This is a genomic window from Sphingobacterium sp. CZ-UAM (genome assembly GCF_002000245.1).
Taxonomy (GTDB): domain Bacteria; phylum Bacteroidota; class Bacteroidia; order Sphingobacteriales; family Sphingobacteriaceae; genus Sphingobacterium.
The window spans coordinates 89,400-113,544 of sequence record NZ_MTCM01000007.1; the positions used below are offsets into that span (position 1 = coordinate 89,400).

The window sequence follows — 24,145 nt, forward strand, 5'->3', positions numbered from 1 at the left end:
AAATAATTTGTCTTTTAAATGTCCTATGGAATATCCAGTTTATTTTTACAAGTCTTGCTTTTTCTAAACACGAATATTTCATAGCTGAATTTATTCTTTAAACCGGAAATACCAACGTGAAGGTAGTGCCCTGTCCCAATTGACTTTTTACGGTAATGTCACCACCAATAAACTCGGTGATTTCCTTACAGAACGCCAAACCTAAACCAATACTTCCTTGCTGATTATATTGACTTTTTATTCTATAAAACTTTTTGAAGATATTGTTAAACTCCGCCTTTTCAATCCCAATCCCCTCATCCTTAAAAGTGATAACAAAATTCTTCTTATTTTGTTGTATTGTAATATCCAAGATTTTATGCCCCGCTTTCGAATACTTATAGGCATTGTCTATCATATTCTGAAACACACTGCTCAACAGTACCGGATCGGCAAGCATTGATGTCCTTACATCAATTTTTGTGCTAATTTTAAAATCAGCATATTTTATTCTCGAAGAAGCGACCAGATTTTCGGTAAACTCCTCCAGATCAACCTCCTCTTTATTTAATTTAATGGTTTTATTCTCAATTTGGCTAAAAGACAATAATTTATTCATTAAGTTATTGAGCCGATCAGCCTCCTGATCCAATATATTACCGTACATTTTCCTTTCTTCGTCAGAAAGGACCTGTGCACTCTTAATATTATTTCCCGCAATTTTTATCACGCTAACAGGTGTTTTAAATTCGTGGGTCAGATTATTAATAAAATCATATTGCAATTTAAAAAGTCTGCCGTTAATTTCTAAATTTCTATAAATTAAATATAGAATCGCTATTAAAATAATATAAATTAATGAAATCCCCCCCAATACTGGCCAAAAACTCCGATTTATTTCTTCCGAAAGAAAACTTTTACTGGACCTGAAAAGCAACTTATAATCCGCCAAAGCTCCCGGTAATGGCATTTCTGTCGAAATTTCATCATTCTCCGGTGTAATAGGAGCTCCCACTAGGGGTACAATCTCTACTTTTTCGTAAAGGTTAGCATAACTGTTTTTCACTTCCAGATACATGGGGTCAATCTGAAAGTTGAACATATCCTGTTCATAACCCACAGTATGATCCAGATTCCCCTCCATAATGGATTTATAAACAATCAGATCATTAACCCTTGGTATATTTAAATAGGTAATCTGCCCTGGCCTGATGGTATAAAATACCTTTAATATATCTTTATCTGAAAGCTTCGCATTCGCCTGCAACTTATCGATATAAGTAGCCAGTTTCACCCCTATGTTATTGATTTCCTCGGAATGCAGCGCCATTTGCCCCCGATCAAGAATGGTATTTTTATTCAATCCCGATCGCGATATTGAAAAAAAGGTAATGGTTTTGGGTTGGATCCGCAGGTTATTAACGATAAAACCATAGTTCAAATTATGATCATTGTTGAATTGCAGATCAAAAAAACCAATTTCCCGTACAAATGGATAAGAACTTAAAATACTGTATGCATATTTCCCTGCTTGCACAGAATCCAGAAAACCCTGGTAAAAAGAAACTTCAGGGATTCTATTTTGGAAAAAGTCGTTAAAAGGAATCAGCGTCTGATCAAAAATCTCAGATTTACGGTTCGTAAATTCATTCTTTATGTGAGATTCAGTATAATTTCTGGATAGAAAAAGCGCAAAAATATAAAGACCACTGATGACGATAAAAAACACCAACAATAACCCATAATTTTTTCGGTAGCTGTATTTTTCTGCTTTCATATGCTGTCTCTAGTCTGCTAGATATTTTGCCAAAAACCGCTCCAGTTCATTATAATAGCCAAATACATTCTCATCTTTTTTAAAGGTTCTATCTTCATCCTCCTTCAGAAGATACTGTACAGGAATATTGTTGTTCTTTAACTTCTGAACAAATTGATTTGCATCTGTTACAGAACTAAACCGGTCCTTTCCGCCCTGAACCAATAACACGGGTATCCTTACTTTATCCGAATGGAACACCGGTGAAATATTTTTAAACAATTCCGCTTCCCGGATAGGATTGCCAACAATCTGATACATCTTCTGCACATAAGATTTGAAATAAGGTGGGATGTCCCGAAAGTAGGTGAATAGGTTCGTATATCCCGAATAAGAAACCGCGCATTTATAAAGATCCGAATTGAAACAAGCTGCGTGAAGAGCTGAATATCCCCCAAATCCTTTTCCAACAATGGCAATTCGATTCTTATCCGCTATCCCCTCCTTAATCAACCACTTCACCCCATCGGTAATGTCATCTTGAATTTTTCCGCCCCATTCTTTAAAACCCGCTGTCCAAAACTTCTTTCCGAATCCTGTTGAGCCTCTATAATTCATCTGAAAAACCAAATACCCTCTGTTTGCCAAAAATTGTGCCTCATTATCGAAGCCCCATACTTCACGACCATTAGGGCCATCGTGTGGCAATACCACCATTGGCAGATCTTTTCGATTCGAATGCACTGGGTAGGTCAGGTATCCAGATATTTCTACCCCATCCCGTGCTTTATAAGTAACAAACTCGTTGGGTGACAATTCTTTATCTTTAAGATCGGAATTATTGTCCGTTAACTTGGTTAGCTCTTTCGTAATAAAATCATAAAAATAAATTCCTCCCGGATTAACATCGGTATAAGTTTTAATGATTACTTTTTCCCCGGAAGCATCAGTATTGAGTACCTGGAATTCAAAACCATCTATTTGCTTGGACAATTCATTATATTTTTGCTTTGTTTGCTCATCGAAGAAATGTCTGTTTTGCCTTGAAGTTGTATAATTTACAAACAACAGGCGATTCAGTTCCGAGAAATAACCTCCTGGGCTTACGTCCACGGCTTTATGGCTAAACAATTCTCCCAACTCCCGTTCATCGACCAGATCATAGCTTACTAAGGCTAATTTATCACGATCGATGTTCGATAAGGCATAGATAATACGATTTGAACTATCTTTATAACCCAGCGGAGTAAAACTACTTTCTACGTCACAACGTATGATTTCCTTAAAAGGTTCTTGCTCAGAAGGGCGAAAAAGAACAGACTGCTGTACGGAATCATTGGCGATAGCCAAACGTATCTGCCCATCATTGGAAGCGATCCAGGAACTCATATTGCCTGGGTTTTGCAGGATTCGTTCACGCGGTCTACCATCCAGATAAATGCGGTATAGATCAAAAAAGGAGGAGTCCCGATCATTGATACCCGCCACAAAACTCTCCCCACCCGATGCGATCGAATGAATCCATCTAAACCGTGCACGCACAGGTTTGATTAATGCCCAGATCTTTTCGGTGTTTATATCCACAGCATACAAACGCAAACTATCCTGCGAAGATTGCTCTGTTAAAAAAGAAATTTTGGAATCATTATTCCAGGCAAAGGATTTGACGTTGATATCATTCTGATAGGTTAATTGTTTGGAGCTATCCCGATGTTTCAAATCGATCAAATAGATATTCTTACAATGATTATCCATGCCGATATAGGCAATAAACCGACCGTTGGGAGAAATCTTAAAATTTGATTTTTCAGGTGTAGAAAAGAACTGGTTGATGGGTATAGGATCAACCTTATGTTGTTGACATCCCAACATAGTCAATGCACAAAAAAATAAAACAGTCCAAAATTGCAACCTCATAATCCCAAATGCGTCCTTATCAATTAACCCAAATATTGTAATTAAATAGCAAATTGCAGTCAATGCAACCTTATTTTTACAAGATATAGTAATTAAACGTAATATTCAAAAATAGCTTATAAAACCGTACTTTTGTTTATGTTTTTATACAATGTATCTGTTATAGCAGAAGAAACGGTTCATCGTGATATCGTTTCCTGGATTCAGGATAATATCGTGCAATCCCAAAAGTTCCAAGTGCATTTTCTGGAAATGCTCCAGTCTCCCCATGAAGGGATGACTTATTGTATTCAAGTGGTTTTACCCTCAGAGGAACATATAGCAGACTTCCAGCAGGTACATTTGATCCCCTTACAACAATTCATTTCAGAGCTGTACAAGGATAAAGTTTTCCTTTTCGACAGCACCATGAAGTATTTAAAAAAATAAAGAGCTATATAGCTCTTTATTTTTTTAAATACTTCTATAAATTAAATTATTCTCAATTCTTCTTATTTGCTCTGGCTTCCTGATCCTTTTCACCGATTTCCAACGCTAGTTCGTAGCGTGGATCATAACTTATTTTCGGTGTTAAGAAATGTAGTAAGATCAAGCGGGCATATCTAAAATTAAAGGGTGCAAAAATTAAGATGGTAATTGCCAGGCCTGCCAAATAGAACCAAGGGGACTCACTTCCGGTCAAGATGGCGATAGCAACCGAGACGGATACAATTTCAGCAACAGAAAGGGCATAACTGACATACATCGCCGCATAGAAATAGCCCGGCTCAACCTCGTATTTAACACCACAGTGCGGGCATACCTCATTCATCTGCTGCTTCCTCAGGCTGTAAACCTTTCCTTCAAATACATTTCCAACATGACATTTAGGGCATTTGGAATGAATCATTGCATGAAATTTAGATGTGGGCATCAGATTTTATTTTATCTCGTTAATAAATTTTTTAGTCGGCGGATTCTTTTTACGGTATTTTTTATACCATAGATACCCCAGTCCAGCAGCTGCCAAATAGGGAATCACCAATAGAAACAAGATCCCATCATTCAAACCCCGGCCTTGCATATTGCCTTCCTTGGTAGAATTTTCAGCATTCAATGTACACATTGCGCATTGAGCGCTTGAAATAGATACCGTTGAGCAGCTTAGCGTAAATATTACGAGTAGATATTTAAACCATTTCATAGTACAAAGTTACTGAAAATTTAGTGATTAGCGTGCCAGTGCTTCAAATTTGTCCCAAAAACCATCTTGCGGCAATGAGGCTATCAATTCCATCTGTTCTTTTTTAATGGGATGTGTAAACACTAATGACCGCGAGTGCAAACAGATGCTTCCCATGGAACTTCCTCTTGGATATCCGTATTTATTATCGCCAACAATAGGACAACCCATTGCAGCGAGTTGCGCCCGAATCTGATGTGTACGGCCTGTCAACGGTTCAACCTGTAATAAATAGAATCCGTTTAATTCACCCACGATGGCATAGTCCAATTCCGCGTAGGTACCGCCCTTTACCTCCCGGGGAAAAGCTTTGGTGACTCTCGTCTGTCTATTTCGAATCAACCAGTTGATCAATTTACCCTCAGCCATACGCGGGCGTTGCCGCACAATCGCAAAATAAGTTTTTTTCACAGTTCGGTCCTGGAAGAACTTATTCATACGTTCGAGAGCTTTACTTGTTTTCGCAAAAAGAATCATACCACTCACTGGCCTATCTAAACGATGGATAACCCCCACAAACGCTTCATTAGGCTTGTTATACTTCTTTTTCAGGTAATTCTTTACCATGTCCTCTAAAGAAAGATCCCCGGTTTCGTCCACCTGCACAATATCGCCTGCTCTTTTATTAATCGCTATCAGGTGATTATCTTCAAAAATCACCTCTTTATCTGTAATTTCAGATTTATTCATTTCTTCTAAACTAAAAGCTTACTCAAACATCCGTTATTTAAATATAATCGGATTGAAATACCATATGAATTACTACCTATAAAAACCTGTTTGATTTGTTTAAATTTCAAACAGTCCTTGTCTTTAATGGCATATGCTATCAGAAAAAAAGGCTCTACGCAAGCGTAAAGCCTTTTCATATCTTCTTACTCAAATTTACTGTGCACTATCTGCTTTAAGCTCTTCTGCTTTTTTAGCGTTCTCTTTCATTTTTTTCTTAAAGAAGCCGCGTAACAAGAAGTTATGTTGCAAAGCTTCCATATTTTCATCCAACTTTTCAGTACTTGAATTCAGATTATTGATCGCTGACTTAATTTGGTTTGCTGAGGCAGGATCGTTCAATAAAACCCCTACCGCATTATCCTTGTCATTCAGTCGGCTGGAGGCATTATTCAAGTTATTGATCAATGCATTTGCAGTCTGAGAGACACCTTGCAATTGCGCTGCAGACTGGCGCAAATTCGAAAATATCGCAGTATCCGTAGTCAAATCATGAATCAACCCTTTATTGCTATTCAGCGAATTTGTTAGCGTAACCAAGTTGGCAGACGCTTTATTTGCATTATTCATTGCTGCACTGATCGACAGTAAACTCGCACGTAAGGTATTCACCATTGCCGTATCAGTCAACATTGCACCGACCATACCTTTACCATCAGCCAAACCACGTGATATCTCAACAAAGTCCGTTGTAATTTTCGCCAGGTTCTCATTATTTACCTGCAATGTCTCCATCATGGCCTCCATGTCTGCGGTTTTCGCTGATCTTAAAAAATCACCCGTTTCCACCGTAGGTGCATTCTGAGACCCTCCTGAAATAACCACAATCTTATTACCGATCAGTCCATCAGAACCCAATTTCGTAACAGCATCCTTACGGATATATTCTGCGGATTTCTCCTCAATGGTCAAAACAACTTCGACATCCTGTACGCTTTTAAAATGAATATTTTTAATAATACCCACCTTAACTCCGGAAAACCAGACATTACTCCCTACTTTCAATCCTGCAACATCAGGAAATGACGTCGTGATCTCGATGTTTTTTGTAAATTTCTTCTGTTGACTGCCCAAAATAAAAATCCCGGCCAAAAGAATCAATACGCCTAAAAAAACAAAAATGCCAACTATGATTGCTCTTTTATTTTCTGCCTTACTCATGTATATTATAGAATAAAATTATAATTATAAAACGCTCTTACCCGTGCGTCATCTGTATCAAAAATTTCCTCAAAAGACCCCTGTCTTTCAAATTTACCGTCCAATAACATCACAATACGATCACCCACTTCTTTTGCACAGGCCAAATCGTGTGTAATAATAATCGACGAAGTCTTATACCGCTCCTGAACCTCATTGATCAATCCATTGATATCTAAGCAAGTGATCGGATCCAGTCCAGCTGTAGGTTCATCATACATCATGATCTCCGGCCTAAGGATTAAGGTACGTGCAATACCAATCCGCTTCCGTTGGCCTCCGGACAGCTCAGACGGCATTTGGTTGATAGCCTGCGATAGTCCCACGCCATCCAAAACTTCTTCCACCGCATGATTGATCTCAGCTCGTGTTAGATTCCGTTTATTTCTCACCAATGGAAACTCCAGATTCTCACGAACCGTCATACTATCATAAAGCGCGCTATTTTGGAAAGAAAAACCAATTTTCAATCGTAATTCACGCAACTGACGATCATTTAAAGTGGTAACAGAATCACCCAATACATCAATTGTACCTTCGTCAGGCTTCAATAATCCCGAAATCAGCTTGATCAATACGGATTTACCTGTACCCGAACGTCCCAATACCACAAGGTTTTCCTCTTTATATAAATCCAGGTTAACCTGCCGAAGTACATGGTTATCCCCAAAAGATTTACTCACATTTCTGATTTCAATGACTGATTGAGAATGATCTATATTTAGTTTAGTCTTTTCCATATACCTCTATCCAAAGAACGACAAAATCTGAACAATAATTATCTCCTCAATAAAGACAAGAAACATCGAAGCAACTACGGCGGCATTGGCTGCCTTACCTACGCCTTCAGTACCCTTAGAGGAAAAATACCCACAATAGCAGCTGACAGCCCCAATGGTAAAGCCAAATATCACTGCACGCAATACCATAGCACCTAAATCCTTAAAGGCGATTGTTTCAAATACCTGTGTAAAAAAACTTAAAAAACTCAAATCATCTTTACTCATCATACTCAAATAACCACCCAAAAGGCCAATACCTGCCACATAAAAACATAGCACAGGAATACCGATAGTTGTAGCTAAAATTCTACTTACAATCAAATATTTATAAGGATTAGTTCCTGACACCTCCATTGCATCGATCTGCTCCGTCACATTCATAGAACTTAATTCAGCCCCAATCTGCGACCCCACTTTACCCGATGCTATCAAAGCAGTTACCAAGGGCGCTAAGGCACGAACAATCGCAATTGAAATTAACGATGGCAACATGGAGGTTGCACCAAATTCTTCCAAGGAAGGACGCGATTGTTTCGTAAAAACAAAACCAACAATAAATCCGGTTAAGCTGATCAAAGGCAAAGATTTATAGCCGATTTCATAGCACTGGCGTATAATTTCTTTGAATTCATATGGTGGAGTTACTAATTCGCGCCAAAACCGTAATAAAAAACGATGAATGTTTGCGAATTCTAGAAAAAAAGTCTGAAGTTTTTTAGCCATTTAAAAATATGTCTATGTCAAATTAATGTGTCATAAAACACCTCATATGCTCAACAAACACGTAACAATTCGAGCGGTAAAGGTAAATAAAAAATATGTATCTAAAATTGTCGTTTATGTAAAAAGATCATCAATTTGACTTTTATATAAAAAAAATCAGATTTAGTATGTACTGATTAAACCATTAATACGTTATGCTGTCATAATAACAAAGACAACAGCATAGAGTTTTGTCGTACTTAAAATATTACGAAGATGAAAAATTTAGGAAACATAAAATATTGGGTACTGGGTTTAATCAGTGTTGCTTCCTTTACAAGTTGCACAACTTCGATGGCCCAAAGAGGTGGATATGCCGGTTATAATAACTATAATAATTCTGGCATTTCATTTCAGACCTTCTATGATGAACTTTCACCCTATGGACAATGGGTCAATGATCCGAATTATGGCTATGTATGGATTCCCGATGCTGGCCCTGACTTCCAGCCTTATGCAACTAATGGTTACTGGTCCATGACAGATTACGGTAATACCTGGGTTTCCAATTACGATTGGGGCTGGGCTCCTTTCCATTATGGCCGATGGAATTACAACGATCGTTATGGCTGGGGATGGATTCCAGATTACGAATGGGGACCAGCATGGGTAAATTGGCGCCAGAGCAACGATTATTATGGTTGGGCTCCACTAGGTCCCGGCATGAGTATCAATGTGTCGGTCAATATTCCGATGAACTTCTGGACCTTTGTTTCGGTCAATCATTTCATGAACCGCAACATGGATCGCTATTATGTGAATCGCCGAAATTACCACAACATCTATAACCGAACCACGGTGATCAACAATACCACGATCATTAACAATAATTATTATGTAGGTGGCCCACGTCGATCTGACATCGAACGTCATACAGGAAGAAATGTAACGGTCAATCGTATCACTAGTGCGGACAGACCAGGATCAACACGCAGCAGCAGCAACCGGGGCAGATCCAACGAGATCAGTATGTACCGTCCAAGTGTAGACCGCAATACCCGTTCATCCGCGCGTCCGACAAACGTAGTCGATGCTTCAACACGTACACGCAATAATAATAGTTCGATATCCGATCGTAACAACCGTGTCATCTCCAATCGGGATAACATCAATACGAGATCTGGAAATCGGGAGCTATATATTGACAATAGCGGTAATGCTTCGGTAAGATCGCGTAATGATGCAAATACCAATACCGGATCCACTCGTAGCTCCAGTGAAAATAACGGCCGTACAAGAGACAATAATTCGAATTATCGAAATAATGTAGGGACAACACCTAATTCAAATAATTACGATTTTAGAACACGGTCCAGCAGAGAGTCGAATCCATCAAATAATAACAACCCTACTTCTACCGGTAGAACCAGACAAGGAAATGCTGCTGATATGAATTCATCTCGCGGTGGGCAGCCAACAACAATGCCGCAACGAAATGGAAACTACGATACAGGAAATACAAGGACACGTTCGAGTCAGCCTGTATCGCAGCCTAGTCGACCTGTGCAAAACAGAAGTTATGATACTGGTAGCGGCAGAACGCGCGCTAGCCAACCTGCAGCGCAACCTAGCCAACCAGTGCAAAACAGAAGTTACGAGAACACCCGAACAAGGTCCTCAGCTCCTTCGATAGAAAGATCGAGTTCCTCAAATCAAGGAAGTTCTTCGGTCTCAAGAAGCCGGTCGTCCGAAGGATCTAGTCGTTCAGAACGATCAAGAACACGATAACAGATCGAATTTCATCATAAAAAAACGGGGGCAGTCCACATCACTGCCCCCGTTTTTTTGACCTTATAAATTACAGTTATTCCCGCTATCTTGCATAGGCAGCTCTGGGCTCACCCTCCAGTAAATGACAGATGCTTCCATCCTTGTGGCCCCAAGTGGATTGTGTACTTTTCTTTAGCAATTCAAATAAAACACCCTTACTTCGGGCCTAATGAAACGATGAAAGTTTTATTTGTGATGAACAATCCGCACATTTTCATGTTAATTAGTAAATTTACGGCTTCAAACAAAAATCAGCGCAATAAAGATGGCTTCATTCACCTCTATATTAGATAACGACTTTTACAAATTCACGATGCAGAATGCGGTAGTTAAGCTTTTTCCTAAGGCAAAAGCACGCTACCACTTTATCAATCGGGGGCACCATAAGTTTCCGGAGGGGTTTGACATTCTTTTAAAGGAGGCTGTAAATGAAATGGCAGACCTGCGGCTAACAAAAGCTGAGAAAGCCTTCTTTGCCCGGACTTGCCCCTACATTGATCCTACCTATTTTGATTTTTTGCAAGGCTACCGTTATGATCCCGATGAAATAAAAATCACGCAGGACGGCCCTGATCTCGAGGTTGTTATTGAGGGATACTGGTATCGTACCATTCTTTGGGAGGTGCCGTTAATGTCACTGATATGTGAACTTTTCTATGAATCGCAGGGTCTGATTCGTGCATCGGATGAAGAGGTTATTGCAACAGCCAAAGATAAAATTGAAAAATATAAAAAACTGCATATTACCATTGCCGATTTTGGTACGCGTAGGCGTCACTCTTACGAAGTGCACGACTTGGTCGTCCGTACACTAAAACAATATGGTGAAAAAACTTTTATCGGAACCAGTAATGTCCACCTGGCCATGAAATATGAGACCAAACCAATCGGTACCCATGCCCACGAATGGTTTATGTTTCATGCGGCCAAATATGGCTACAAGATGGCCAACCTTTTGGGGCTGGAGCATTGGTCTGATGTTTATCGGGGTGACCTCGGAATTGCGTTATCGGACACCTATACAACGGAAGTTTTCTTCCAGCAATTCGATAAAAAGCTGACCAAATTATTTGATGGCGTACGCCACGACAGTGGTGACCCACTCGAGTTTACCGATAAGGTTATCGCACACTATAAGAAAAATGGCATAGACCCACTTTCAAAGACAATTATATTTTCCGATGGCCTTGATTATGAAAAAGTGGAAAGAATCGCAAACTATTGTGAAGGCAAAATATTACACTCTTTTGGTGTAGGAACGAACTTTACCAATGATGTGGGACTTAAACCCATGAATATTGTAATCAAAATGACTGATGCACTTCCGGAAGATGATCAATGGACTCCGGTCATCAAGCTATCGGACGAACCCATGAAACATACCGGTGACGAAGATTCCATCTATATCGCCAAAAAAGTATTAATGATTGATAATGACAATGTATAGAGACGTATATGGTGAGGCCCTGGATGATTACTTTATCCATCAGGAAGAAAAATTCCCTTTAATACTACATACAAGCTACGGGGATGAAGATGAAATGCCTGTGGATGTTTTCTTTAGAGATGCTGACGATTTTCCAGAACTGGAATTCATTGGATTATCGCTCTGTGATGGCCGGGTGTTGGATGTAGGGGCCGGTGTGGGCGGTCATAGTCTATATTTACAAGAAAAGGGATTTGAGGTTGATGCTTTGGAGATTTCACAAACGGCTTGTCACATTATGCAACAACGTGGTGTGCAACATATCATCTGCCAGGATTTCTATGAATTCAGTGGACAAAAGTATGATACACTTTTGTTTCTCATGAATGGTATAGGTATAGCTGGTGATATTGAGGGTTTTAAAATGCTTTTACAGCATAGTAAGGAGCTTCTCACGGATAAAGGACAACTCATTTTTGATTCTTCAGATATCAGTTATCTGTATAAAGATTATAACATCAAAAAGCCCAGCCACTATTTTGGAGAGATCCAGTATCAGTACGAGTACAAAGGTCAAAAGGGGAACCCTTTCAAATGGCTTTATTTGGACCAGGATAAACTGATAAAAATAGCCCATGAACTAGGCTGGGTTGTCCAGATTCTATATGAAGACGAGCATGATCAATATTTAGTTCGTATGGAACAGAAAAGATAATGTCAGCTCTCGCATCGAATTGACAGAACAAAAAAAACCTTAAATGCCCCTAGGGTATTTAAGGTTTTTCATTTTAAAAACCAGTTGGTCTATTTCAGGATCCTTCCTATTTTTGGGATCTGATATAGATATCTCCCATAGAAGTCTTCAAGATCACATCCTGGCCACCACCGTTCATTTTTCCCTTGACAGTATTTGACATGATGTAAGAATTTTTAGGTTCTTCGACAGGGTTTTCGAACTGAAATTCATCAGCAGCATAGATATTTCCCATTGAGGTCTTCATATCTACATTAGCGCCAAATTTTACTGGGAAGGCCACGTCCACCGCCCCCATTGCTGCAATGAGTGAAATAGGTCCTTTGACTGGCTGCACAAATTTGGCAATCACATCACCTTGAGCGACTTTTACACTGAGCGGTCCAGTGACATTGGTTACCTTTACATCCCCCATCGTGCTGGAAATCTCCACTTCCGCGCGGATATCCTTTACTTCGATACCACTACCATTAAAGAAACCGCCACGACCTTTTACGCTAACCGGTAGATTGTAAGGAACCCGAACATTTACAACATCCTCCAATGGCATCCCCACCACACTGACTTCCGTAACACCCGAGGTAGTTTGAATATTCATTCCCATACCTGAGTTGTCGGACAAGCCAGAACCATTTACCACGCGCAAGCCTTTCGCCCGATCATTCTCTTCCTTTTCTTCTACTTTAGCGGAAATCACAACCTCTTTTCCGTTATATCCCTCAATAGAGACGTTATCAAATTTCAACAGGAGCTTTTCGCCTAAGTTGGGGATTTTAATTTCTTTCCATACTCGGTTCTCACTGTTTCCACCTGCACCTCGCATTGCTCTTGGCGGTTTAGGGGCCTTTGGCGGAACGACGCCTTCCGCATTTTCCGTTATTTGCGCCTGTACTGCACTGGCAAAGATCAGTGCCGCTCCCATCATTATTAATCTTATCTTTTTCATCATTATCATAGTTATTATTACCTTGCCCATTTTTTCAATGGCATTTATGGGCTCCAAAGCCCGAACTCTTTTTTTGTTTGTTGAAGTGCAGAGGTTTATTCCATTAGCTTCTCACGTCTCTGCAACTTCATTGTATAGTGATATTGTTAGTATTCTTCCTATTGCTGCAGCAGTACTGCATACGCTTGCTCTTTCACAAATTTCAAGGTAAAAGGATCTTCTACAATCGCGTTCAGCTTATCCTTCGTACTATTTTTCATTTCCGGTTCGTCTCTTTGTGCAATCATCTGCATGAGCTCAACCTGTAATGTAGGATCATTCTGCGCGACAAAAAAGTCCTGAACCTTTTGTTGCCGAACTTCCGGCGTCATTCCGTCCAGTAAGGTCTCGATCGCAGCCATACGCACATTACTACTCTCGTCCGAAACAGCGATTTTCTCTAGAGCCCGTGTCTCATCTTTTTTCAGATTTCCCTGTTTTTGGAGCGCGAGTACTGCCGCCAGACGTGTACTTGCCCAAACTGAATCCTGGAGCATTTGCATATAATCTTTTTCATGCTCTTCTTCCCTCTCTACAGCTATCTTTTGCGCAGTTCTGTTAGCTACAAGATGCGTTTTTTGCTTACTCGTCATCGTCTGTATCGACCTTATGGACTCTTTCTGTTCAGCTTCTGCTACAATTTCCTGTTGGGAAGGGCGCAGCATTTCCTCCGGCTCTTTCTGCTGTACAGGGCTGGATTTCCAAACGGCCACTCTGTCCATGCGATCATCCTTTTTCTCCTGATTGAAGATCACAAAAGCTGCAGTTCCGACCAATAATGTAGCCGCCGCAATACTCGCCCATCGCCACAAAGGTTTTATCTTCTTTTCCTCTACCTGGGGAACAACCTGTGGTCTGATTTTATTCCATAAGTCCGCTGACGGTTCTTTACGGTCAAATGCATCCCGATTGGCGTTCACAAAATCCTTCAAATTATCCCGCATAATTATACCTCTCCTTCAATTGTTCGTAAATTTTCTTTTTGGCGCGATGATATTGACTACGCACCGCTACCGCTGTCATTCCCAAAGATTCAGCGACTTCGTCATGGCTCATATCTTCAAAAAGATACAGATTGATAATCATTTTGGGTATCCCTGTCAGCTGATCAATGACCGATTCTAAATCCGTCAGCCGGCATTCCCGCCATTCTTTCTCCAATAGATCATCGTCGCCTTCATCCTGAATTTCCAGATCGTCGATCGGCGTATAATACTGCTTATTCTTCCGTAAAAGAGAAATAGCCTTATTCACCCCCATCCTTCTCAACCAGGCTTCCACACTAAGTACCGCCTGCCATTTATCCGACTTTGAGAAAAACTCTATAAAAGTCTCCTGCAAAACATCCTCACTTTCCTCCTGATTTGATAAGATCCGATAGATCGAATTAAAAATCTTCTTCGCATAGCGATGATAGAGCTGTGCAAAGCCCGACTCATTACCGGATTGGCACATCGCTAATAACTCTTTATCGCTAAGTTGGTTTTGCACGTTTACTATTTAATATCGTTAATTCTTATGTTCTATTGTATAGTCGGATTGTTCTGGAAAATGTTGCAATTTAATTTTATTTTTTTCTAAAATAAATAACCAGCTGTTGCAGATCGCTAAAAATGAACTTTTTAATCCTTTAACCTAAAAAAAACACCCATGAAAAATTCCATGGGTGCCTGCATTAACAAATATATAGCATGAAGTTTTATGAACTCCTTAATAAGACTGCCTTTATTTTATTTTCACGTACGTTTCAATAATGGTATGTTTCACTCCTAATTCAGGCAAGTTCTCTTCCCCGCGTTGGATAAGGGTATCTCCTTTAAACTCCAGTTCAAAATCAAACTTTTTACTTTCCCAGTCGCGCAGGCTACAGTATTGCAGTCGCTCCTGATATTTTTTACCATCAAACGAATATGTTCCACCGCCTGCAATAAAATGAGGCTCCTTTCCTTTTCCCTTTTCCTTATCATGATTGAAAAACGAAAAATGATCATCGTTGAACATTTTAAACATTTCAGTTTTTGCTGTATCGGTGAAAGCTGTCACCGTATCCTTCTCTTTGATGGTCTTCGCTTCTAAGAGTCTGTATGTTCCGCTCAGCTTGTTGTTTTTTGTAGTCTCATTTTCCGTCTTTTTCTCACCTGCATTATTGCAGGAAAAGACGATGCAGGGCAAGGCTGCGATCAGTAAAATTTGATGTTTTAGGTTCATATTATTTTATAAAAGGTTTAAAGAGGCCAAACTACGAAAGTTCAGCCTCAAAAAAAACAAACCATTGTGATTATTTATCCCACCAGACCCGGCCTGCAAGATTATCACCGCCAGGTACTGCTGCAGCAGCAGCTTTGAAATTTTCACCGTTAATAGCCTCTTCGGTAGAAGGGTATGGAAAACGACGTGGAATAGTTCCACCAGTAGCGTTTCCAGGGTAGTTTACAGGCACCAGTTCTGGAAATCCCGTGCGTCTCCAGTTGGCCCAAGTTTCATAAAAGTCAAGCATCGTAATCGTATGCGCCCAATACTGTGTATTAATCTGCTCCAACCCCTTACTTGCGTCATAAGGATTTGCAGTAGCAAAAGACTCTGCGACCGCATCCGGAACCGCTAATTCTGCATCATATTGATTCAAATATGTAATAGAAGCTTTCAATCCATTTTTGTAATGCTCAGCAGCCGATCCGCCAATGCCCCACCGTTGTGCCGCTTCAGCTTTCAACAACTCTGTCTCAGCATAGGTTAGTATAAATGTGATACCATTCCGCTTTATCATCTTTGGATTTGGCGATGAATAGTCGGGAAACGTCGTAAAACTCGGATCACTGCCAATTCTATATTTAGGATCCGAACTCAGGTCCTTTCCATTTGGCATTCCTTTTTGAACGGCGGCATTACTTACATAATCTGGATTCTGGGCTTTAACATCGTCTTTTAAATATAATTTAGTCACTGCTACTAAACCTAAACGAGGATCATTATTTTTCTTTAGAAAATCAATAAATGTATTCGACCACTTCACATAATAGCATTCCTGTCCCCCATCACCCAACAAGACTTGTGAATTTCTATTCTGAGTCACGCGCGAACCACTTTCATCGTGTGTGATGTATGCATTTTCGGTATTATTAGTCAATGTATTCGCTACAGCTTTCGTAGCATATTGTTTTGCTTTAGCTTCATCCACTTTTACTAGGCGCATCGCTAGACGCAACAAAAAGGAATTTCCAAAACGTTTCCATTTATCAATATTCCCTTTATAGATTACATCCCCAAAAACACGATCGCCATCTGTCTTTAAAGCGGCGACTGCTTCGTCCACTTCTTTTAGTAGATCTGTATAGATATCCTGTTGTTTATCAAACTTGGGTTTATAGATCTTTTCATAAAATCCAACACCTGCTTCTGAATAAGGTACATCGCCATAGAGATCGGTTAGCCTGGCAAAGATAACGGCACGCCAGATACGGGCTACCTGATATAAGTTATTCAGCTCCGGTTTACCTTTGGTATTGACAATAACGTCCTGAATATTCCTTACTTGCTCAATATACGCTCCTACTGTTCCGTTTCCCCAGTAAGCGGCAGTATACCCTTCATTTAGCAAATATTTATCACCTGCCCAATAACTGATTACTGTAGATAATCCCTGCATCATCGTCGCCGAATAAATCAAATTTCCGCGCCAGGTATCATAAGCAAAGTCAAAACTGCCCGTATAGAATAATTGAGATGAGGACAAAGTATAATTGGGATCCCAGGTTTCCTTACCATAAGAAATTGGATCAGTATTTATTTTTTCAAAATCTTTTGTACAGCTGCCCATCACACATAATAGACCAAGGGCAAGCGTAGATATAATCGGTTTAATCATTGCTTTCATTTCAGTTTAGGTTTAAAATTTAACACTTAAGTTCGCTCCAAACGTACGGATGGCCGGTACACCCCCCAATTCAAGACCTGGGAATGTTGCATTATAACTTGATTCCGGATCAATATTATCGGTTTTACGCATTAATGTAAAGAGGTTCCGTCCCACAACACTTACATTTAAAGATTTAATTTTATTATTAAACATTGCTGTTGGGAAGCTGTAACCAATAATTAATTGTCTAAATTTTATAAAGTCGGCACTGTTGACAAAGTTCTTAGAAACGTTGTTGGCTGTGTTTTCGTAGTATTTAGCAGCCGCTCTTCCGATCTCCTCACGTCTTTCCACTGTATGCTGATGCAATCCCCAGATATATCCATAATAGTCTGTTGCCGAGAACAATTTCCCGCCCCATTTACCATCAATTAGGAAAGACAGATTGAAATTTTTATAGTTAAATTCATTATTCCATCCGGCAAACCATTTATTCATTGCAGATCCATAAGCTTTTAGTTCGCCACGGTCAGGTGAACCATCAGCTAACTTTACGATGTTACCATCCTTGTCATATTTGTTATCATAAGCCATGACCTGAAATGCGGACAGTCCCACTTTATTCATGATAAATCCAACATTGGAACGCGAGGTTGCAACGAGCTGATCCTTCAAGCCATCTGCCAATGAGATGATCTTATTGTCATTATAAGATCCATTTAGCGAAGAAATCCATTTAAAGTGTTCAGCTTTAACGATGGTCGCTGAAATCAATGCTTCAAAACCCTTGTTTTGCATTTCTCCCGAATTCAGCACAGCTGCTGCATAGCCAGTTGCCGGTGTTGTCGTATTGAAGATAATTTCATTCTTGGATTTCTTGTTGTACCAGGTCAAATCTAGATTCAAACGATCGTTCAGTAAGCGTAGTTCAGCACCGATTTCCAACTCATTTGCAATCGAAGCCTTTAATGAAGTGTTTGGTATATTCCTATTATTAATCGAGCCCAATGGTGCTCCATTTAAATTTTCACCTCTAAAATTATAGCTCAATAAGGTCTGATATGGATCAGTAGCCTGCCCCACCTGAGCAAAACCTGCTCTTAATTTACCGTATGACAACCAAGACGGTTTGAAATACTCCGAAAATATGAATGATCCTGAAACGGAAGGATAGACTGAATTCAATTTATTGTTGTAACCCGGCGTTGCCAAAGTAGAATACCAATCCGAGCGCAAGCTACCGGTCAGATAAAACACATCCTTATAGGCAAACTCGGCTGTACCATATACAGACTGAGTTTCCGACTCGCTTTCCAGGTAATTGACAGATTTATTTTTGGCATTTAATATATTATAAACGAAAGGGATAATAAAATCGGTTCCTGAGTTCGTTAACTGCGACATCTTTGTATTGCGATAGCTAGCACCGATATTTGGTGTTATTGTATAATCACCAAAACTAAAAGCTTTGCCCACTAAGACATCCGCATTGATATCTGCAAATTTTGTATCCTGTTCATTTATTTTTCCATACTCATAATAGGCTGTTCCGGTAGGTAGAACATTTCGGTAATGATCTGTATAGGCATCACGACCAGCACGCCCCTGGATAAATAGTCCATTTTCAAGCGTATATTTCGCCGTTAATGAAGCAATTGAGCGATCTCTTTTTGTATTATTCTGGAACTCGTAAGCTGCAAACCAAGGGTTGGTCGCGTAGGTATTACCTGTTGTAAAAGGAAGCTCGTACCCGTTTTCTTTCTTCCAAGGTTTTAAATCGTTCACATTGACACTGGTTGGCAGGAACATCGCGTTAAAATTAGCATTACCTGACATATCGGATACCATGGGTCTGTTTTTTACTTGTTCCAGGATCATGTTGTAACGCGCATCGATGGTCAATCTTTTCAATGGTTCAAATAGACCGACCAAATTAAATGATTGTCGGTTTAAGCCCGAATTGGGAACAACAGAATTGTTTTTAACGTCTGTACCCGAGAAACGGATTGAACCGCCCTCAAATGTTTTATTCAAAGCCAAGGTATTTGTCCAAGTTGAACCTGTCCGATAAAAACGTCCCAGATTACCCGATTGGTAGGAATATGGTCGCGATACCCCGTCAAACTGAGGCACCTGGCTACCGTCCAATTTCGCGCCCCAGCTAGATCCCCCAACCTGTGCAGCAGCCTTGCCATCAGCAGGTTTTTCACCGTTTGCCCCCTGACCATAGATTTGTTGCCAATTCGTTTGGTCGATAATTCTTTCCGCGACATAATTGCTATTAAAATCGATGGAATTACCTTTTCCGGATTTGGTCGTAATTAAAATAACCCCCGCTTTAGCCCGCGAACCGTATAATGCGGAAGCCGCCGCTCCTTTCAATACCGAAATACTTTCGATATCATCAGGATTGATATTACTGATTGCATCGCCCAGATCCGGTGCATTGTCCCATTGACTCCCCGAGTTTCCCCTAGAATTCGCATTGCCAACACCCACGGGCTTGCTCTCCATTGGAATACCATTGATCACATATAAAGGCTGATTGGACTGCGAGATACTGGAAACTCCACGTATGGTAACATTCGACGCAGCCCCTGCTCCACCTGAAGTAGCACTAATATCCAAACCGGCTACTTTTCCGACAAGCGAATTCATCACATTATTTTCACGTGCTGTGGTCAACGACTCGCCAGCGACTTGTGTTACGGAATAACCCAAAGAGCGTTTTTCCTTTTTCATGCCCAATGCTGTCACCACCACCTCATTTAACATTCTGTTGTCTTCGATCAAGATGATTTTCATATCACCATCCTTCGTTACGGGCACTTCCTGTGATCCATAGCCTGCAAAAGAAACAATTAAGGTATTACCGGTAGCCGCATCGATGGAAAACCGACCATTCGTATCCGTCGCACGCCCTACAGCAGTACCTTTAACACGTACGCTCGCTCCTGCTAAGGGATTTCCCTTATCGTCTGTTACGATACCTGAAACAACGACTTGCTGTTGTTGACTAATCACTACAAGCCCCTCTTTGGAAACCGAGTAAACCAGCCCACTTTTATTGAAAAGCTTCGCCAAAACATCCAATACCTTCGTATTATTGACATTGACAGAAACCTCTTTATTTAAATTCTCATTTGTCGAATTATAGACAAAATAATAATCACTTTGCTCTTCGATCAGTTTAAGTACCTTGCTTAGTTTGGTTTTTTGAACATCCAAGGACACTTTTTTTTGGGAAAATACAGATGCTGAAACATTGATTACAGCACACGTAGTCATAATTAAGGCTAGTTTCATCCGGATAATGAATCTAAAATGCACAATATATCCATTGCGCATTTGCAATAAGCAATTTTTAATCATATTTTAGTGTTGGTTAAAATTAATATTAAGCAGCACGCCCCAATGTTGCTGCTTTTGGTTAATCATTTTTTCAATGAAGGATGGTGTTGGTCCACCATCCTTTTATTTTTCTGAGATAGTTATTTTTTTCCCATACAATTCAAATTTAAATGGTTCGACTTTCTGTAAAGCACTCAATACCTGAGTAATATTCTCCTTGCTAAAGGTTGCCGTGAAGCGATAGGTTTTTAATTGCTCACTTTGAAGCTGAATATCCACATCATACCAGCGTTCCAATGTCCTTCGTAAAGATTCGAAATCTTGGTCCACGATTTCTAATCTATTTTCCTTCCATGCGATATCGGGTATTTCGGTAGTATTTGACTCCACAACGGGAATATTTTCGATGGCTATTTCCTTAATGGGCAGCTTACTTGGGCTTGGCTTATTACCTTTGCTTGCATTTATCGCAAGCTCAGCTTGGTTTTTAAATATGGTAATCTTTTGATTTGGCTTGATGACAACAGAATTCTCTCGCTGTCCTTTGCTTTTCATCTCAATAGAACCCTCCACCAGTACAGCTTCGGCCGTTGGTTCTTCGGGATAACTTTTCACATTGAAGGTCGTACCCAAAACTTTGATATCAAAATCAGAAGCCTGCACCATAAATGGTTTTTCCTTATTCTTTGCGACCTGAAAATACCCTTCGCCAACTAATCGCACCTGACGCAAATCCGCATTAAAATCCGAGGACAGCTCCAGTTTACTCGCCGAATTGAGGGTAACGGTGCTCCCATCAACAAGCTCAAAGGTCTTTTTTTCACCCTTTTTTGTCTGATAAACCTGGCCAATATGTGTCATTGGCTGTGGAACAATATCATCCGCAGGGGCTGAATAGTACCATAACCCCGCGGTCACTATAGCAACAAACACCGCAGCAATAGTTGCCCACTTTTGCCAGCTCATCTGGCGGATGGATACAGATTCTATTGGCACATGTTGGAGATCTGTCTTCAATCTTTCCAGCTGTTCATGGATAGATTTACGGTTTCCAACTAAAATTTGATAAAGGCGTTTTGCTTTTAGGATCGTTTCGGCCTGCTCCGGATGATTTAAGCAGTATTGTTGCCAGTAAAGGACACAGTTTTTATCTTCTCCTGAACAATACTTTTGAAAAGTATCGTCTATCAAAAAATCTTCTAACTGTTTATAATCTTTTTGGCTCATTCTAATGGGTATTTATCCTATAGTGCCCAAGAGCTAATCTTTTTCCTAAGAAAAAAACAAGATATTTTACAAATACCTAATATACAGTTATTTATTTTTTTAATTAACGTAAAAAGCTATAGGGTACCGCCGCAGTTTACCAGACCATTCCTCGCAAAGATATTAGGCTTAACGTTCAGCCCTTAAATATCCTTCAGCTCTTCCCGCAATATCTTTAAGGCATCGTAAAGCGTATTGTACGCTGTTTTTACCGACATCTGCGTGATTTCTGAGATCTTTTCGTACGTATAACCTTCAAAAAATTTAAGGTTGACTAATTGTTTTTGACGAAACGAAAGTTTCTCCAATGCTTCTTTTAAACGGATCTGAATAATCTCATTGGTTTGCACCTTGATCACAAACTCTTCATAAGGCATTTCAATCCATTCATCCTCCGCTTTTACATTCTGGAGTGCCGTATTGATTTTATGTTGCTTTTCGATTAAGCGTAGCATACGCCTTTTTAGGAAGGTAATGAGGTAGGACTGTACATTTTCAACGCGTTCAAGCTGCGTTCTTTTTTCCCAGATCTTGACAAAAACCTGATCCGTCGCTTCGCTTGCTAGATCCGTATCACCACAGGTACGAATTCCAAAATTAACAAGCTCCTGATAAAGTGCTCCGTACAGATCAAAAAATGCGGCCTCGTCTCCAGTACGAATACGCTCCCACAACAAGCGGTACCCCATTTTATTTCTCATAACAAAAGCATATCATCCGTATTAAAGCTAATATAAGTCCCTATTTCCAAAAGTATAAACTTAATCCGTAAAAGGAAAAAGTTTTTATCTTTAGGTATACTTATCTTGTATAGGCTCCTAAATTGTCATTGCCAAAACCATATCAATCATTTGGGTCAATAATCGTAAATTAGTCGCTTCAAAACCTTATACGGTAAAATTGATAAGTAAACATCAGCAAATTAACAATTAAACAATCAGGCTTCTTATAGCTATTTAAAATATATTCAATGAAAACCATTTTCGCGATCATCGGTAGCGCGAGCGCACATTCATCCAATCATCAGCTCGTACGTCATCTCCAACATAAAGTAAACCCCGAGGCCAATCTAGTCCTCTTTGACCGCTTGAAGGAACTGCCACATTTCGATCCTGAAGAAAGCACCTCACAACCACCCATCGAGATCGTTGCCTTGCGTCAGGTCATTCAGGACGCAGATTTGATATTGTTCAGCAGTCCGGAATATATTTTCAGTGTACCCAGCGGATTGAAAAATCTACTCGAATGGTGTGCCGCAACAACAGTTTTTACAGAAAAGCCCGTCAGCATTATTACAGCTTCGGCACAAGGGGAAACGGGACATGCCGAACTACAACGCATTATGCAGGGACTTGGAGCCCAACTTGATCCCGAAAGAAACCTCCTTATTCAGGGCGTCAAAGGAAAACTGGATGCAGAGGGAAATATCTGGGATGACAAACTTGAGCAACAACTTGATCAGCTGGCAAAACAGCTTACAAAATGCTAGCTAAAATACCAATGCATGATCCCAAATAGCATAACATTGTAGTAAAAAGCAATTTAAAATAGACAAAGATTGCTAACTTTACAGCATGCAAGAACAAGTCAACAATCCATTACATGGAAAACGGTTGGATACAATCATCGAATATTTAGTGGAATATTATGGATGGGAAGAATTGGGGCAAAGGATATCTATCCGATGCTTCAATGAAAATCCGAGCGTAAAATCTTCACTAACTTTCTTAAGGAAAACTCCTTGGGCCCGTGAGAAGGTTGAACAACTGTATCTAAAAACCCTAGGTAAAAAATAATCTTATTTTCAGGATAATGCAAATAATCTGATTATTAAGCATATCTTTGCCGCCATGAAAAAAATTGCCGACTACCGTAAGTTGTTAAATGTGGATAAATCAGTGGATCTCAAAACCCTAAAATCCACCTATCGGACCATTATGAAGGAATGTCATCCGGATAAATTTGTCAATGATGAAGAAGGACGTTTGGCAGCGGAACAAAAAAGTGTGGAAATGATTGAAGCTTATCATTTCTTGGTAAGCATCTGTCCAGAGACAATTGAACAACAATTACCTATCTATACTGAGACAATCACAAATTCAGGTATTCAGGATATCGATTGGAAAGCTCAAGTTTTAACGATCACTTTTCACGATGGTAGCCAATATGAGTATTTTGGTGTCCAACGAAATGACTATATAAAATTTGTCAATGCAGATTCATTGGGACGGTTTGCACGTAGACATGTTTTCCATTCCTATCCTTATCGGAATGTGTTGAAAACTGCCACAATTGTTGCGTAGTTAACGCGTAATTCCAAATGATCATTATACATACGAGTCTATAGCCTCTGTATCGGTTAAAGCATTAGCGCCCTTTGTTGTTTCAAC

General features: G+C 39.9%; 23 protein-coding genes. 7 read left to right on the forward strand and 16 right to left on the reverse strand.

The window, feature by feature from the left end:
* Positions 1–97: 97 nt before the first annotated feature.
* Both BWD42_RS21055 and BWD42_RS21060 read right to left on the reverse strand, forming a co-directional pair.
* Positions 98–1,756: a sensor histidine kinase gene (locus BWD42_RS21055; protein ID WP_077438379.1), complete on the reverse strand. Its 1,659-nt coding sequence runs from the start codon at positions 1,754–1,756 to the stop codon at positions 98–100.
* Between the two features lie 9 nt (positions 1,757–1,765).
* Positions 1,766–3,652: an alpha/beta hydrolase family protein gene (locus tag BWD42_RS21060; protein WP_077438380.1), complete on the reverse strand. Its 1,887-nt coding sequence runs from the start codon at positions 3,650–3,652 to the stop codon at positions 1,766–1,768.
* A gap of 138 nt (positions 3,653–3,790) precedes the next feature.
* Between BWD42_RS21060 and BWD42_RS21065 the strand changes: the two genes are divergently transcribed.
* A complete protein-coding gene (locus BWD42_RS21065) occupies positions 3,791–4,081 on the forward strand; it encodes a DUF4286 family protein (protein ID WP_077438381.1) in 291 nt (96 codons plus the stop codon).
* Between the two features lie 52 nt (positions 4,082–4,133).
* Here BWD42_RS21065 and BWD42_RS21070 read toward each other — a convergent pair whose 3' ends face one another.
* The 6 genes from BWD42_RS21070 to BWD42_RS21095 form a co-directional block, all read right to left on the reverse strand.
* Positions 4,134–4,565, reverse strand: a complete 432-nt coding sequence (locus tag BWD42_RS21070; RefSeq protein ID WP_077438382.1) for a DUF983 domain-containing protein — start codon at positions 4,563–4,565, stop codon at positions 4,134–4,136.
* Between the two features lie 6 nt (positions 4,566–4,571).
* Positions 4,572–4,835, reverse strand: a complete 264-nt coding sequence (locus BWD42_RS21075; RefSeq protein ID WP_077438383.1) for a hypothetical protein — start codon at positions 4,833–4,835, stop codon at positions 4,572–4,574.
* A gap of 27 nt (positions 4,836–4,862) precedes the next feature.
* On the reverse strand, positions 4,863–5,564 hold the full coding sequence (locus BWD42_RS21080; RefSeq protein ID WP_077438384.1) for an RluA family pseudouridine synthase: 702 nt from the start codon (positions 5,562–5,564) through the stop codon (positions 4,863–4,865).
* 195 nt (positions 5,565–5,759) lie between these two features.
* On the reverse strand, positions 5,760–6,764 hold the full coding sequence (locus tag BWD42_RS21085) for an MlaD family protein (protein ID WP_077438385.1): 1,005 nt from the start codon (positions 6,762–6,764) through the stop codon (positions 5,760–5,762).
* A gap of 5 nt (positions 6,765–6,769) precedes the next feature.
* Positions 6,770–7,543 carry an ABC transporter ATP-binding protein gene (locus BWD42_RS21090; RefSeq protein ID WP_077438386.1) on the reverse strand — a complete coding sequence of 258 codons (774 nt, stop codon included), beginning with the start codon at positions 7,541–7,543 and terminating at the stop codon, positions 6,770–6,772.
* A 6-nt stretch (positions 7,544–7,549) separates the two neighbouring features.
* The gene (locus BWD42_RS21095) at positions 7,550–8,308 is read right to left on the reverse strand and encodes an MlaE family ABC transporter permease (RefSeq protein WP_077438387.1); all 759 of its coding nucleotides are present in this window, start codon (positions 8,306–8,308) and stop codon (positions 7,550–7,552) included.
* A gap of 255 nt (positions 8,309–8,563) precedes the next feature.
* Between BWD42_RS21095 and BWD42_RS21100 the strand changes: the two genes are divergently transcribed.
* The 3 genes from BWD42_RS21100 (at position 8,564) to BWD42_RS21110 (ending at position 12,258) form a co-directional block, all read left to right on the forward strand.
* Positions 8,564–10,075 carry a DUF6600 domain-containing protein gene (locus tag BWD42_RS21100; RefSeq protein ID WP_077438388.1) on the forward strand — a complete coding sequence of 504 codons (1,512 nt, stop codon included), beginning with the start codon at positions 8,564–8,566 and terminating at the stop codon, positions 10,073–10,075.
* Positions 10,076–10,382: 307 nt separating this feature from the next.
* Entirely contained in the window at positions 10,383–11,564 is a 1,182-nt protein-coding gene (gene pncB, locus BWD42_RS21105; protein WP_077438389.1) for a nicotinate phosphoribosyltransferase, read from the forward strand.
* Entirely contained in the window at positions 11,557–12,258 is a 702-nt protein-coding gene (locus BWD42_RS21110) for a class I SAM-dependent methyltransferase (protein ID WP_077438390.1), read from the forward strand. Before pncB ends, BWD42_RS21110 begins: the two co-directional genes overlap by 8 nt.
* 106 nt (positions 12,259–12,364) lie before the next feature.
* Here the strand turns inward: BWD42_RS21110 and BWD42_RS21115 are convergent, their stop codons facing one another.
* From BWD42_RS21115 to BWD42_RS21150, 8 genes are all read right to left on the reverse strand, one after another.
* On the reverse strand, positions 12,365–13,246 hold the full coding sequence (locus tag BWD42_RS21115; RefSeq protein WP_175992113.1) for a DUF4097 family beta strand repeat-containing protein: 882 nt from the start codon (positions 13,244–13,246) through the stop codon (positions 12,365–12,367).
* A 155-nt stretch (positions 13,247–13,401) separates the two neighbouring features.
* Positions 13,402–14,226, reverse strand: coding sequence for a hypothetical protein (locus BWD42_RS21120; RefSeq protein ID WP_077438392.1), 825 nt, complete (start codon positions 14,224–14,226; stop codon positions 13,402–13,404).
* Positions 14,216–14,773 (reverse strand): RNA polymerase sigma factor, encoded by a 558-nt coding sequence (locus BWD42_RS21125; RefSeq protein WP_139351235.1) that lies wholly within the window; start codon positions 14,771–14,773, stop codon positions 14,216–14,218. The genes BWD42_RS21120 and BWD42_RS21125 overlap by 11 nt, the downstream gene beginning before the upstream one ends.
* A gap of 234 nt (positions 14,774–15,007) precedes the next feature.
* On the reverse strand, positions 15,008–15,490 hold the full coding sequence (locus BWD42_RS21130; RefSeq protein ID WP_077438394.1) for a DUF5004 domain-containing protein: 483 nt from the start codon (positions 15,488–15,490) through the stop codon (positions 15,008–15,010).
* A gap of 70 nt (positions 15,491–15,560) precedes the next feature.
* Positions 15,561–17,156, reverse strand: a complete 1,596-nt coding sequence (locus tag BWD42_RS21135; RefSeq protein ID WP_077438395.1) for a SusD/RagB family nutrient-binding outer membrane lipoprotein — start codon at positions 17,154–17,156, stop codon at positions 15,561–15,563.
* A gap of 12 nt (positions 17,157–17,168) precedes the next feature.
* Entirely contained in the window at positions 17,169–20,426 is a 3,258-nt protein-coding gene (locus tag BWD42_RS21140) for a SusC/RagA family TonB-linked outer membrane protein (RefSeq protein ID WP_254846295.1), read from the reverse strand.
* Positions 20,427–20,612: 186 nt separating this feature from the next.
* Positions 20,613–21,716, reverse strand: coding sequence for a FecR family protein (locus BWD42_RS21145; protein ID WP_077438396.1), 1,104 nt, complete (start codon positions 21,714–21,716; stop codon positions 20,613–20,615).
* Between the two features lie 182 nt (positions 21,717–21,898).
* Complete coding sequence (locus tag BWD42_RS21150; RefSeq protein ID WP_077438397.1) at positions 21,899–22,456, reverse strand: RNA polymerase sigma factor; 558 nt, start codon at positions 22,454–22,456, stop codon at positions 21,899–21,901.
* A 269-nt stretch (positions 22,457–22,725) separates the two neighbouring features.
* On the opposite strand from BWD42_RS21150, the gene BWD42_RS21155 reads away from it, so the two are divergent.
* The 3 genes from BWD42_RS21155 to BWD42_RS21165 all read left to right on the forward strand — a co-directional run bounded on the left by BWD42_RS21155 (position 22,726) and on the right by BWD42_RS21165 (position 24,058).
* On the forward strand, positions 22,726–23,244 hold the full coding sequence (locus tag BWD42_RS21155) for an NADPH-dependent FMN reductase (protein ID WP_077438398.1): 519 nt from the start codon (positions 22,726–22,728) through the stop codon (positions 23,242–23,244).
* 85 nt (positions 23,245–23,329) lie between these two features.
* Positions 23,330–23,551 (forward strand): VF530 family DNA-binding protein, encoded by a 222-nt coding sequence (locus tag BWD42_RS21160; protein ID WP_077438399.1) that lies wholly within the window; start codon positions 23,330–23,332, stop codon positions 23,549–23,551.
* A 54-nt stretch (positions 23,552–23,605) separates the two neighbouring features.
* A complete protein-coding gene (locus tag BWD42_RS21165) occupies positions 23,606–24,058 on the forward strand; it encodes a KTSC domain-containing protein (RefSeq protein ID WP_077438400.1) in 453 nt (150 codons plus the stop codon).
* The last annotated feature ends 87 nt before the right edge of the window (positions 24,059–24,145 follow it).